General features: G+C 65.4%; 11 protein-coding genes and 1 riboswitch. Of the genes, 7 read left to right on the forward strand and 4 right to left on the reverse strand.

Going from position 1 to position 12,623, the window contains the following annotated elements; genetic code table 11:
• The first annotated feature begins 121 nt into the window (after positions 1-121).
• The 4 genes from OQZ28_RS11575 (at position 122) to OQZ28_RS11590 (ending at position 5,024) form a co-directional block, all read left to right on the forward strand.
• Positions 122-1,405 carry a putative bifunctional diguanylate cyclase/phosphodiesterase gene (locus tag OQZ28_RS11575; RefSeq protein ID WP_458136226.1) on the forward strand — a complete coding sequence of 428 codons (1,284 nt, stop codon included), beginning with the start codon at positions 122-124 and terminating at the stop codon, positions 1,403-1,405.
• A 51-nt stretch (positions 1,406-1,456) separates the two neighbouring features.
• A riboswitch (SAM-I-IV-variant riboswitch) is annotated at positions 1,457-1,564 on the forward strand.
• A gap of 45 nt (positions 1,565-1,609) precedes the next feature.
• Positions 1,610-2,557, forward strand: a complete 948-nt coding sequence (locus tag OQZ28_RS11580; protein WP_458136227.1) for a homoserine O-succinyltransferase — start codon at positions 1,610-1,612, stop codon at positions 2,555-2,557.
• Between the two features lie 183 nt (positions 2,558-2,740).
• Positions 2,741-3,901, forward strand: coding sequence for a hypothetical protein (locus OQZ28_RS11585; protein ID WP_242621836.1), 1,161 nt, complete (start codon positions 2,741-2,743; stop codon positions 3,899-3,901).
• Between the two features lie 43 nt (positions 3,902-3,944).
• A complete protein-coding gene (locus tag OQZ28_RS11590; protein ID WP_458136228.1) occupies positions 3,945-5,024 on the forward strand; it encodes a glycosyltransferase family 4 protein in 1,080 nt (359 codons plus the stop codon).
• A gap of 128 nt (positions 5,025-5,152) precedes the next feature.
• On the opposite strand, the gene kdsA is transcribed toward OQZ28_RS11590, so the two are convergent.
• The 4 genes from kdsA to tpiA form a co-directional block, all read right to left on the reverse strand.
• Entirely contained in the window at positions 5,153-6,001 is an 849-nt protein-coding gene (kdsA, locus tag OQZ28_RS11595; protein ID WP_458136229.1) for a 3-deoxy-8-phosphooctulonate synthase, read from the reverse strand.
• Positions 5,998-7,632 (reverse strand): CTP synthase, encoded by a 1,635-nt coding sequence (locus OQZ28_RS11600; RefSeq protein ID WP_458136230.1) that lies wholly within the window; start codon positions 7,630-7,632, stop codon positions 5,998-6,000. The genes kdsA and OQZ28_RS11600 overlap by 4 nt, the downstream gene beginning before the upstream one ends.
• Before the next feature lie 129 nt (positions 7,633-7,761).
• Positions 7,762-8,058 carry a preprotein translocase subunit SecG gene (gene secG, locus OQZ28_RS11605; protein ID WP_130731701.1) on the reverse strand — a complete coding sequence of 99 codons (297 nt, stop codon included), beginning with the start codon at positions 8,056-8,058 and terminating at the stop codon, positions 7,762-7,764.
• Positions 8,059-8,095: 37 nt separating this feature from the next.
• Entirely contained in the window at positions 8,096-8,839 is a 744-nt protein-coding gene (gene tpiA / locus OQZ28_RS11610) for a triose-phosphate isomerase (RefSeq protein ID WP_130731700.1), read from the reverse strand.
• Between tpiA and OQZ28_RS11615 the strand changes: the two genes are divergently transcribed.
• The 3 genes from OQZ28_RS11615 (at position 8,838) to trpE (ending at position 12,597) form a co-directional block, all read left to right on the forward strand.
• Positions 8,838-8,999, forward strand: coding sequence for a hypothetical protein (locus tag OQZ28_RS11615; protein WP_458136231.1), 162 nt, complete (start codon positions 8,838-8,840; stop codon positions 8,997-8,999). The two genes, tpiA and OQZ28_RS11615, sit on opposite strands and share 2 nt — an antisense overlap.
• A gap of 101 nt (positions 9,000-9,100) precedes the next feature.
• Positions 9,101-11,035, forward strand: a complete 1,935-nt coding sequence (locus OQZ28_RS11620; RefSeq protein WP_458136232.1) for a peptidyl-prolyl cis-trans isomerase — start codon at positions 9,101-9,103, stop codon at positions 11,033-11,035.
• A complete protein-coding gene (gene trpE / locus OQZ28_RS11625) occupies positions 11,032-12,597 on the forward strand; it encodes an anthranilate synthase component I (RefSeq protein ID WP_458136233.1) in 1,566 nt (521 codons plus the stop codon). The genes OQZ28_RS11620 and trpE overlap by 4 nt, the downstream gene beginning before the upstream one ends.
• Positions 12,598-12,623: the final 26 nt, after the last annotated feature.

A 12,623-nucleotide genomic window follows, 5' to 3' on the forward strand; every position in this document is an offset into this window, starting at 1 on the left:
TCTCTCCAGATCCATACCTGCCCCGGCCTGTCTCCTTACGCCTACGGCTTCAGGAGACAGGCCGGGCCTTCAACAGGGGGTTAATATTGCATGCCGATCAGGGGTTATTTTTGAGTGCCGATTGACACAGCACCGCGTCGAGCAGCTTGCCCATTACGACCCGCTGACCGGGCTGGCCAACCGCGCCCTGTTCTCCGCCCGGCTCGAGGCCAGCTGCACCCCCGGCCTGAGTGCGACGCTGCTGTGCATCGACCTTGATTATTTCAAGACCGTCAATGACGTGTATGGCCATGCGGCGGGCGATACGCTGCTGCAGCTGGTCTCCGCCCGGCTGAAGGCGTGCAGCCGTCCTGAAGACCTCGTGGCAAGGCTGGGCGGCGACGAGTTCGCCATCATCTGGCCCCATGTGCCCGACCCGAATGAGCTGACCGGCCGCGCGCGAGAGATTGTCGAGACCGTCAGCAAACCCTACATCATCGACGGGCACCATATCGTCATTGGCGCCAGTATAGGTGCTGCGCTGTACCCGCAGGATGGCGAGAATGCGGAACTCCTTTTGCAGCATGCCGATATTGCGCTGTATCGCGCCAAGTCGCTCGGGCGCAACGGCTTCCAGTTCTTTGATGCCGACCTGCGTGATGAAATCCAGACCCGCGCGCGCCTTGGCAACGAACTGCGCGCGGCCATTGCGGGCAATGCGCTGACGCTGCATTTCCAGCCGCTCTATTCCATGCCGGGCAACCGCATCAGCGCGTGCGAGGCGCTGGTGCGCTGGCACCACCCCGTGCGCGGCATGATCCCGCCCGACCAGTTCGTGGGCCTGGCCGAGGAAAACGGCCTGATCCACGACCTTGGTGAATGGGTGCTGCGCGCCGCCTGCCTTGAGGCTGCGGGCTGGCCCGAGCAGGTGCGCATTGCGGTCAATGTCTCGCCCATCCAGCTGCGCAACCCGCGTTTCCTGAGCATTGTGGAAGGGGCTCTGGCGTGCTCGGGCCTCGCGCCGGCGCGGCTTGAAGTCGAGATTACCGAAAACATCTTCGTGCAGAACAGCGCCACCAACCGCGACATCCTGCACAGGCTGGGCCAGATCGGGTGCAGCATCGTGCTTGATGATTTCGGCACCGGCTATTCCTCGCTGGGCTACCTGCGCTCGTTCCGCTTCCAGAAAATCAAGATCGACCGCTCCTTCGTGCAGGAACTGCCCGAGCGCGGGGCCGCGGGCATCATCCGCGCCATCATCAGCCTGGCGCAGAGCATGGACATTCCCATCACGGCGGAAGGGGTGGAAACACACGACCAGTGGGCGCACCTCAACGCGCTTGGGTGCAACCAGGTGCAGGGCTTCCTGCTCGGTCGCCCGCAGCCATCGGAGATGATCCGCCAGAGCATCCTGACCCATGCCTGAGCGCAGGGGCGGCCTAGTCTTGCACCCGTAACGCAAAACACGTAAAACCGCAGCCAGCATCAGGAGTTGGGGCGACGCCCAACGCCAACCTGCCGTTCCGGGCAAGGTGGCGCTCCCGCAAGGGAGGATGTGGCCAGGCCGGCAACCAAGCGGATCATGCCACGCAGTGCGTCACGCCCCACACAATGGAGGACGGACGCGGCAATGCCCATAAGAATACCCGATGATCTCCCCGCCCGCGGCACGCTTGAGGCCGAGGGCGTGATGGTGATGGGCGAAACCGATGCCATCCGGCAGGATATCCGCCCGCTGCGCATCGGCCTGCTCAACCTCATGCCCGACAAGATCCGCACCGAGACCCAGATCGCCCGCCTCATCGGGGCAACACCGCTGCAGGTCGAACTCACGCTGGTGCGCATGAGCGGGCATGTGCCACGCAATGCTTCAGCCAGTCACATGACCTCGTTCTACCGGGCGTGGGAGGAGGTGCGCGGCGCGCGCTTCGATGGCTTCATCATCACCGGGGCACCGGTCGAGCGCCTGCCCTTTGCGGAAGTGACATACTGGGATGAACTGCGCCGCGTGTTCGACTGGACCCGGACCAACGTGCACCGATGTTTCAACATCTGCTGGGCCGCCCAGGCGGCGGTGCACCACTTTCATGGCATGCCCAAGCATGCGCTCGCCCGCAAGGCGTTCGGGGTGTATGACCACCGCATCCTTGTCCCGGCCTCGCCCTACCTGCTCGGCTTTGCCGATGACCTGTCCATTCCCGTCTCGCGCTGGACGGAGGTGCGGCGCGCCGACCTGCCGCGTGGCACTGACATGACCGTCCTGGCCGAAAGCCCCGAGACTGGCCTGTGCCTGCTGGATGACCCGCGCCACCATGCGCTGCACATGTTCAACCACCTTGAATATGATTCCACCTCGCTGGCCGAAGAATATTTCCGCGACCGCGAAAGGGGCCTCGATATTGCGGTGCCGCACAACTACTTTCCGCATGATGACCCGGGCCAGCGCCCCATCAACCGCTGGCGCGCGCATGCGCACCTGCTGGCGGCCAACTGGATCAACCAGATATACCAGACCACGCCGTTCAATATCGCGCGGATCGGGCTTGAAAGCCGCAGCCCCGCCCTGGCCTGCGCCTGAGGGTACACGCACACGTGATGGCGGCATGCCTGTTCGCACAAACGTCAGGCAATAAAAAGAACGGGATGGGGATAGGGTATTCTCCCCCGTTGCCGGAGGTGCTAAAAGCGGCCAAGGCCATGATCCGCGGCTCTTTATCGCGGTAAAAAAACCGACATAGTTACAGGCATGACATTGCATGGCATGAAGATTGGCTTTCTGTTCAACCACGACTGTATCCACCAGGTTTCGCATACGGCCCCCATCATCTGCCAGCTGGTTGCATTGGGGCAGGATGTTACGGTCATTACCTCATCGGTGGAGCAGGAGGCGCATGTACGCCGCACGGTCGGTGCCTGCGCGCATGATGTGACCTTCGTGCGCATCGACATCAGCCTGCTTGCGCGCGCCGTCAACGTGGTGGCCCGTTCCTTCCTGCCGTTCCGCCGCATTGCCAACCTGCGCGAGAATATCCGCCTGTTCTCCCGCTTTGATGCGCTGGTGGTGCCCGAGACCACATCGGCCCTGCTCAAGAGCCATTTCCGGCTCGATATCAAGCTGATCTACTTCCCCCACGGCGCGGGCGACCGCTCCATCGGCTTTCGCGACGTGACGCGGTTTTTCGACCTGGTGCTGCTGCCCGGTGAAAAGACGCGCGAGCGCATGCAGGCTAAAGGCCTCATCCGCCCTGATGCGCATTCCGTGGTTGGCTACCCCAAATTCGATATCGTTGACCTGTCCAGGCGCCGCCGGTTTTTTGATAATGACCGCCCGACCGTGCTGTACAACCCGCATTTCGATCCCGTCCTGTCCTCATGGTGGGACATGGGGCTTGAGGTGCTGGACTGGTTTGCGCGGCAGGATGACTACAACCTGATCTTTGCGCCCCATGTCATGCTGTTCAGGCGCAACCTGCATACATCGGTCGAGCACCGCAGGCTGCGCCTGCGCCGGATGATACCGCAGAAAATCCGCAACCTGTCGCATATCCTGATCGATACCGGCAGCGCCAACTCGGTCGACATGTCCTATGTGTGCGGGGCCGATATCTACCTCGGTGATGTCAGCAGCCAGATCTATGAATGGATCTACCAGCCGCGGCCATGCATCTTCCTCAATTCGCACAAGGCCCGGTGGCGCGACAATCCCAGCTATGCCCACTGGAACATGGGGCAGGTGATCGACCGGGTGGATGAACTGCCCCATGCGCTTGCCGTAGCGCAGGCGCAGCAGGCCCTTTATGGCCCCCGCCAGCAGGAGGCATTTGCCGCCACCTTCCATACCGTGCCCGATGAGAGTGCCGCCAGCCGCGCCGCCCGGGACATTGTGTATTTCCTCTCGCATGGTAAAACATCCGCCGCCTGAAAGCTGAGAGAACCCATGACCGTCGGTGTGGGAGGAGAGGGTCATGCGGATCGCCTATGTCATCAACACGTTCGAGGGTGGTGGCGCTGCCCTGCCCATACCCGATATCGTGGAGGTGTGCCGCGCCAACGGGCACAGTGTCGAGGTTGCCGCTCTCTCCCCGCGCAATGGGCGCGCCATGCCCGCCCTGCGCAAGGCCGGGCTTGAGCCGGTCGTGCTGGCCGAGGATACGTCATCTCCCGCGCTGATGCTGCACCGGCTTGATGCCTGGGTGCGCAAGGTGCAGCCAACCCATATCTGGACATCCCTTACCCGCGCCACCCTGCTCGGGCAGCTTGTGGGGCTGCGCCAGGGCATTCCGGTGGTGAGCTGGCAGCACAACGCCTTTCTCAAGCCTGCCAACCTCGCCCTGCTGCGGCTCATGCGCAACCGCAGCCGGTTATGGGTGGGCGATTCAGGCTACGTGACCGAACTGACCCGCCAGCGGCTCGCCCTGCCTGCCGACCGGGTCATGTCATGGCCCATCTTCCGCATTGATCCTGATCTGGCACCCGCCGCGCCGTGGCGGGCGGGCGAGGTGGTGCAGATCGGCTCGCTGGGGCGGCTTGATCCATCCAAGGGGTATGACGTGCTGTTCCGCGCGCTGCTGGCCCTGCGTGATGTGCCCGGCCTGCCGCCCTACAAGGTCACAATAGGCGGCGAGGGGGCGGAGCATGCGCGGCTTCAGGGCTTCTGCCAGCGCCACGGGCTGGATCAGGTGCACTTCGCGGGTTATGTCGAGGATACGGCGGCGTTCCTGCGGGGCTGCCATCTCTATGTTCAGCCCTCGCGGCAGGAAGGGTTCTGCATTGCCGCCCACGAGGCCATGAACATGGGCCTGCCGGTGCTGGGCAGCACCGTGGGCGAGATGACGCATTCCATTACCGAAGGGGTCAGCGGCTGGCATGTCCGCCCCCGCCGCCCGCATGAACTGGCAGGCAAGCTCGAGCAGGCCCTGCGCCAGCCCGAACGCCTTGCGCCCATGGGGCAGGCGGCGCGGGCCTATGTGGCGCAGCATTTCAGCCCGGCGGCCTTCATGCAGGCCGGGAGTGCGGTGTTGCAGCGCATGGCGGCGCTGGCATAGCGCCGTTAACCGGTTAAAAGCGAAAAAGTAAAAGTTTTTGGGTGCCGCCTTTTTTTTAAAGGCGGCGTTCTTCTGAAGCGTTTTGAAAAAAGCTTCAGAAGAAACTTCTTTTTGTCAGGGTCGGGCGGTCAGAGTATCTCATCTGGCGGAGTCTGCTTGGTCAACCGGTCATAGCGCAGCAGGGTGCCCAGCAGCTCTTCCATGGCCGAGAGCGGCAGCATGGTCGCGCCATCGCTCGGGGCCGTGTCGGGGTCGGGATGGGTCTCGATAAACAGGCCCGCCACGCCAATGGCCAAGGCCGCGCGCGCCAGGATGGGCGCAAACACGCGCTGCCCGCCCGAGGCCGAACCCAGGCCGCCGGGCTGCTGCACCGAATGCGTGGCATCATAGATTACAGGGTAACCCGTGCCCGCCATGATGGGCAGGGCCCGCATGTCATTGACCAGCGTGTTGTAGCCAAACGATGTGCCCCGCTCGCACAGCATGATGCGTTCGTTACCGGTCGAGGCGACCTTGGCCGCCACGTTCGCCATGTCCCACGGGGCAAGGAACTGCCCCTTTTTTATGTTGATGGCAGCCCCGGTCTGGCCTGCGGCCAGCAACAGGTCGGTCTGGCGGCACAGGAAGGCGGGGATCTGGAGCACATCGGCCACTTCGGCCACCGGCGCGCACTGGTCTGGCTGGTGCACGTCGGTCAGGACCGGCAGGCCAAAACGTGCACGCACCTGCGAGAGGATATCAAGCCCCTGAGCCATGCCCACGCCCCGCGCCCCGTTGAGGGAGGTGCGGTTGGCCTTGTCGAACGAGCTTTTATAGATCAGCCCGATGCCAAGGCGCTTCGCCATGCCCTGCAGGGCATCGGCCACCTCGGTCGCATGCTGGGCGGACTCGATCTGGCACGGCCCCGCGATCAGCACGAACGGATGTTCGTTGCCAACCGCAAGTGCGCCGATATCGACCGTGGCGTGCGCCGTCATCGCTTGCTCGCCGCGTGCGCCACCGCCGCCTTGATGAATCCGGAGAACAGCGGGTGCGGGTCAAACGGCTTGGAGAGCAGCTCGGGGTGGTACTGCACCGCGATGAACCACGGGTGGTCGGGGTATTCCACCACTTCGGGCAGGATATCGTCAGGTGACATGCCCGAAAAGCGCAGGCCGGTCTTTTCCAGCTGCTCGCGGTAATGCACGTTCACCTCGTAGCGGTGGCGATGGCGCTCGCGGATGTCGGTGCGGCCATAGGTCTCGGCTGCGCGCGAGCCTTCGGCCAGCTTCGCGGGGTAGGCGCCAAGGCGCATGGTGCCGCCCAACTCGCCGCCCTCGCGCCGGCGCAGCAGTTCGTTGCCGCGCGCCCATTCGGTCATCAGGCCCACGACCGGCTGGTCCGTCGGGCCGAATTCGGTCGAGGACGCATCGGGAATGCCCGCAAGGTTGCGCGCGCATTCCACCACCGCCATCTGCATGCCAAAGCATATGCCCATGAAGGGAATGTTGTTCTCGCGCGCATAGCGCACGGCGCGGATCTTGCCTTCCGAGCCGCGCTCGCCAAACCCGCCGGGCACCAGAATGGCGTCGCTGCGGGCCAGGATGTTCACCGCATCGTCCGATTTCTCGAAGCTTTCGGCCTCGACCCAGTTCAGCCGCACGCGCGCACGGTTGGCAATGCCACCATGCTGCAATGCTTCGATCAGCGATTTGTAGCTGTCGAGCAGGGCGGTGTATTTGCCCACCACCGTCACCACCACCTCGCGGTCGGGGTGGCGCACGGCGTCAACGATCTTCTCCCACCGCGACAGGTCGGGGGCGGTATCGGTCGGCAGGCCGAAATGATGCAGCACCTCGGTGTCCATGCCCTCGGCATGATACGAGATGGGGCAGGCATAGATCGTGTCCACATCGCGCGCGGCAATGACGGCCTGCGGGCGCACGTTGCAGAAATTGGCGATCTTGCGGCGCTCGTTTTCCGGTATTTCCCGGTCCGAGCGGCAGACCAGCATCTGCGGCTGGATGCCCACGTTCTGCAGTTCCTTGACCGAATGCTGCGTGGGCTTGGTTTTCAGCTCGCCCGCAGCCGCAATCCAGGGCAGCAGGGTGAGGTGGATGAACATCGTCTGGTCAGGTGCGAGGTCATTGCGTAGCTGCCGGATGGATTCAAGGAAAGGCAGGCTCTCGATATCGCCCACCGTGCCGCCGATCTCGACCAGCACGAAGTCAAGGTCCTCGGTATCCGCCACGATCGTTTCCTTGATCGAGTCGGTAATGTGGGGAATGACCTGCACGGTCGCACCAAGGTAATCGCCACGCCGCTCGCGTGCGATCACGCCGGAATAGATCTGGCCCGTGGTGGCATTATCCGCCTTGGTGGCGGGCACGCCGGTAAAGCGCTCATAATGCCCGAGGTCGAGATCCGTCTCGGCACCGTCGTCGGTCACGAAGACCTCGCCGTGCTGGTAGGGGCTCATCGTCCCCGGATCGACATTGAGGTAGGGGTCAAGCTTGCGCAAACGGACCCGATAGCCACGGGTCTGGAGCAGGGCAGCAAGGGCAGCCGAAGCGATGCCTTTGCCAAGGGAGGACACCACGCCGCCGGTGATGAATACAAACCGCGTCATGGATGGCCTTCCTACACTGGTTGCAGCCCACGCGCAAAGCCTACCTGCGGGCTGAGTGAAAAAATAAAAAAGCCCCCGCCCCACACAAAGTGGGGCGGGGGCCTTGACCCTTGCCCAGAGGGGCCGGGCTTACTTGCCTGCTGCGGGGGCCGAAGGCGCGGGCGGCTGGGCCAGGATATCGTGGCCAACCCCGCTCGAGGCGCCACGGTTCATGACCGCGAGCGTGAGCGAGAGCACCATGAACGCCGTGCCGAGCACCGCCGTCGAGCGGGTGAGCAGCGTTGCCGTGCCGCGACCGGACATGAAGGAGCCCATGCCCTGCGAGCCGCCGATTCCAAGCCCGCCACCCTCGCTGCGCTGGATCAGGATGGTGCCGATCAGCGCGATGGTGACGAACAGGTGCAGTAGAAGAAGAACTGTAATCATGCGTCTTTCCAGTAGATCCCCGCAGGCCGCGCGGCAATCACGATGCGCGGGCGGCGCGGACAAGCGGCACGAAGGACTCGGCCTTCAGGCTGGCATTGCCCACCAGCGCCCCGTCAACGTGTTCGACAGGCAGGATATCGGTGACATTGCGTGCGTTAACGGACCCACCATAAAGGATTCGGATCGTTTTGCCAGCTTCACCGAACTGGCGCACCAGTTCGGCGCGGATAAAGGCGGACATATCGGCAATATCCTGCTGGGATGCAGCCTGCCCCGTGCCGATGGCCCAGATCGGCTCATAGGCCACGATGCCGGTAAAGCCCTGCGGCAGCGAGCCCTCGAGCTGCCAGCCCACGGTGGCCTGCGAATCCCCCGAGGAGCGCTGGTCGTCGTTCTCGCCCACGCACACGATGGGGGTGAGGCCGGCCGCCATGGCGGCAACCGCCTTCTCGCGCACCGTCTCGTCAAGCTCATGGTGCTCGGCGCGCCGCTCGGAATGGCCAAGGATGACATACTGCACCCCGAGGTCGACCAGCATGGGGGCGGAAATGTCGCCGGTATGCGCGCCCGAGGCGTCCTTGTGGCAGTCCTGCGCGCCCAGGGCGATGCCTGCCGCCTTGAGGCCGGGCGCAAGGCGGGCAAGCTGCGTAAAGGGCGGGCAGACCACCACGTCGGCGCGGGTGGGCAGGGCGGCCAGTTCCGTGGCCAGCCCCGCCACCAGCGCATCCGCCTCCGCGCTCAGGCCGTTCATCTTCCAGTTGCCAACAATGATCTGTTTCATGTTTCCCCTCCTGGCCATGGCCCGGTCGTGCGGCCTGCGGGCGGCACGGGGCATGGCGATGATGGCGGCAAGCCTACACCACGGCTGCGGTGGCGTTGCAACCCGCGCGCGGCACAACCGGCCCGCCTGCACGCTAGCGCTGGTCAAACCGCCCCCGTGACCGTATGGTGCCCGACCGGAAAACAGGGCCGCCCGCACGGCGTACGGGGTGCGCGGGTCTGATCCGTCCGCCTTTATCTTGGTCCTGGTGCAGGGTTTTTCATGCTGTCTTTTCTGTATCGCGTGTTTGTCGATTCATGGGTGGGGCGTATCGTCGCCGGGCTGTTCTTCCTGGCCTTCATCGGGTTTGGCGTGGGCGACGTGCTGCTCAACATCGGCACCGAGCGCGCTGACGTGGCCGCCCGCGTGGGCAACCGCCCCATACTGGTGCAGACCTACCAGAACGCGTTGCAGACCGAGATGCCGCAGGTGGCGCAGTCCATGCACCTGGCCGACCCCTCGCAAATTCCCCCCGCCACGCGCGAGCAGGTGGCCCAGCAGGTGCTCGGTCGCCTCATGCTGCAGGCCGAGATTGCGGAGGCTGCGGACCGTCACGGCCTGATCGTGCCCGATTCCGTGGTGCGCGACGAGATCTTCTCCATCCCCGCCTTCAAGGGGCGCAATGGCCAGTTCGACCGTGCCCTGTTCAATGACCGCCTGCGCCGCACCGGCATGACCGAGGGCCGCCTGATCGAGCTGGTGCAGCAGGAGCAGGCCTCGCGCGTGCTGCTGCAGCCGATTCGTGATGGCGTGGCCGCACCCGACGTGATGGTGCGCCGCGTATTCGACTTCGAGGCCCAGACCCGCACCATCGACCTCGTGCGCGTGCCCTTTGCCGCGCAGGACGTGACCGCCACCCCCACGGCCGCCCAGCTTGCCCGCTACCAGGCCAACCACCCGTGGGAATTCACCGTGCCGGAATACCGCCATGCCCGCATCGTGGTGCTGTCGGCCGATACGATTGGCCAGCGGCTTGATATTACCGATGCCGACCTGCACCAGGCCTACGAGGCGCAGGCCCAGACCTTCAACCAGCCCGAGCGGCGGACCGTGCAGATCGTGACCGTGCCGACCGAGGACCGCGCAAAGGCGCTCGCCGCGCAGTGGACGGATGGCGGCGCCTGGGCCAGCGTGCAGAAAAACGCGGGCAAGGACGCGGCGGCGGTGGAACTGCCGGGCATCAAGGTGGGTGATGTGCCCTCGGCCACTCTGGGCAGGCAGATTTTCGCCGCCCCGGCCGATGCAACGCAGGGCCCCGTCAAGAGCGAGGGCGGCTGGGTGGTCTTTCGCGTGACGGCCATCAATGCCGCCCATTCCACACCCTTTGACGAGGTGAAGCAGGCCCTGCACGACAAGCTCGCGCATGACCGCGCCCAGGCGCTGCTGGCCGACCACGTGCAGAAGCTGCAGGATGCGATTGCAGGCGGCGGGCTTGATGCCATTCCCACCGATCTGGCCGCCACCGCCGTCTCGGGCGATCTGGATGCGCAGGGCCTGACCCATGAGGGCACGCCCGCCCCCATTCCCGGCAGCGACGCCGCCCGGCAGGCGATCATCGCGCGCGTGTTCTCGCAGGCGAAGGGGGCGAACCCCGAGCTGGTGCAGGGGCCTGATGGCGTGTGGTATGCCGTGGCGGTTGATGGCGTAACGCCGGGCCATGCGCAGACCCTGGCCGAGGCCGGGCCGAAGGTTGCCGCCGCATGGCAGGCGGCGGCCCGTCGCCACATGGCCGACCAGCAGGCCACCGCCTATTACACGCAGGCGGCAGGGCAGGGCGGGCTTGGCCATGTCACCCCCGCCATTGCCGGGCTTGAGCACAGCCAGCCGATCTCGCCCATGCAGCCCGCGCCCGAAATCCCGCGTGAGGTGGCGGCCCTGATCTTCCGCCTGTCGCAGCCGGGGCAGAGTGTCATGACGCAGGCGGGCGATGCGTATGTCGTGGCCACGCTCACCGCCATCAACCACCCCGATCCCGCCACCCAGAAAAACCTGTATGACCAGGTGCGTGCCGGGCTGGGCCAGTCGATGGGCGATGATATTGAAATGAGCTATGGCGCGGCCCTTGAAGGCATCGTCAAGCCCAAGCCCAATAACGGTGCCATTCAGGCGGTGATGGCGGAAGTGACCGGCCAGCAGAACGCGGGAGCAGCACAGTGAGCACACAGGCAGCCTCCTCCGCTTCCCCTCTCCACCAGGTCGCGCGCGACGCGGCGCTGGCCAGCCTGCGGGCGGGCCAGGCCAGCGTGGCGTGGTGCATCGAGCCTGCCGACCTGCTCACGCCGGTCGCGGCCTTCCTGCGGCTGGCAAAGCTGGCGCGCAGCCATGGCGGCGGCAATGGCGGGCATAACGCTTTCCTGCTCGAAAGCGTCGAAGGGGGCACCTCGCGCGGGCGCTATTCGGTCATCGGCCTGCTGCCCGACCTGATCTGGCGCTGCCATGACGGCCGGGCCAGCGTGTGCCATGACCCGGCCGCGCCCAGCCATGTCTTCACGCCCGAGGCCGAGGCCCCGCTGGTCTCTCTCCGGCGCATCCTGCATGAAAGCCGCATCGACCTGCCCGAGGGCCTGCCGCCCATGACCGGCGGCGTGTTCGGCTACCTTGGCTATGACATGGTGCGCCAGGTCGAGCACCTGCCCAACATGCCCGCCGATGACCTGAACCTGCCCGAGGGCATCCTGATCCGCCCGGGCCTGTTCGCCATATTCGACACCGTGCGCGATGAACTGCTGCTGGCAAGCCCGCTGCGCCCCCGGCCCGGTGTTGCGCCCGAGACCATCTGGGACGAGGGGCAGGCCCGCCTGCAGCAGGCCCGCGCAGCCCTTTCTACCCCGGTGGAACTGCCCGATGCGCCTGCGGGTGCGATCGAGGCGCCGGTGCCGCAATCCACGCTGTCGCGTGAGGCGTTCTGCGATATCGTGCGCAGGTTGCAGGACTACATCGCGGCGGGGGATGCCTTCCAGATCGTGCCCAGCCAGCGCTTCAGCGCGGCCTTCACCCTGCCGCCCTTTGCGCTGTACCGCGCGTTGCGGCGCATCAACCCGGCACCTTTCCTGTTCTATCTCGACCTTGACGGGTTCAGCCTTGTCGGCTCCTCGCCCGAGATCCTGGTGCGCCTGCGCGAGGGCACCATGACCGTGCGCCCGCTGGCGGGCACCCGCCCGCGTGGCCACACCACGGCGGAGGACCTGGCGCTGGAGGAGGAACTGCTGGCCGACCCCAAGGAACGCGCCGAACACCTGATGCTGATCGACCTCGGCCGCAACGATGTGGGCCGGGTGTGCGAACTCGGGTCGGTCAAGGTGACCGAGCAGTTCGTGATCGAGCGCTTCAGCCATGTCATGCACATCTCATCCAACGTGGAGGGCACGCTGCGGCCGGGGCTCGAGGCGCTCGATGCGCTGATGGCGGGCTTCCCCGCCGGCACGCTGACGGGGGCGCCCAAGATCCGCGCCATGCAGATCATTGACGAGGTGGAGCCGACCCGCCGCGCCACCTATGCCGGGTGCATCGGCTATTTCGGCCCCGATGGCGACATGGATACCTGCATCGGCCTGCGCATGGCGGTGGTCAAGGACGGGCGGATGTACGTGCAGGCGGGCTGCGGCGTGGTGGCCGACAGCGTGCCCGAGGCGGAATACGAGGAAACCCGCCAGAAAGCCCGCGCCCTGTTCCGCGCGGCGGAGGAGGCAGTGCGTTTTGCCACGGATGACGGCGCATAAGGCGATTTGATAGCGGGGGCGTACAT

The organism is Komagataeibacter sp. NFXK3 (genome assembly GCF_054182245.1).

Bases quoted from the DNA above. Each gene is read 5' to 3' on its own strand.
- tpiA (WP_130731700.1), bottom strand. From the start codon at position 8,839: ATGAAACAGATCATTGTTGGCAACTGGAAGATGAACGGCCTGAGCGCG.
- secG (WP_130731701.1), bottom strand. From the start codon at position 8,058: ATGATTACAGTTCTTCTTCTACTGCACCTGTTCGTCACCATCGCGCTG.
- OQZ28_RS11585 (WP_242621836.1), top strand. From the start codon at position 2,741: ATGAAGATTGGCTTTCTGTTCAACCACGACTGTATCCACCAGGTTTCG.
- OQZ28_RS11620 (WP_458136232.1), top strand. From the start codon at position 9,101: ATGCTGTCTTTTCTGTATCGCGTGTTTGTCGATTCATGGGTGGGGCGT.
- OQZ28_RS11600 (WP_458136230.1), bottom strand. From the start codon at position 7,632: ATGACGCGGTTTGTATTCATCACCGGCGGCGTGGTGTCCTCCCTTGGC.
- kdsA (WP_458136229.1), bottom strand. From the start codon at position 6,001: ATGACGGCGCACGCCACGGTCGATATCGGCGCACTTGCGGTTGGCAAC.
- OQZ28_RS11580 (WP_458136227.1), top strand. From the start codon at position 1,610: ATGCCCATAAGAATACCCGATGATCTCCCCGCCCGCGGCACGCTTGAG.
- OQZ28_RS11615 (WP_458136231.1), top strand. From the start codon at position 8,838: ATGTTTCCCCTCCTGGCCATGGCCCGGTCGTGCGGCCTGCGGGCGGCA.
- OQZ28_RS11590 (WP_458136228.1), top strand. From the start codon at position 3,945: ATGCGGATCGCCTATGTCATCAACACGTTCGAGGGTGGTGGCGCTGCC.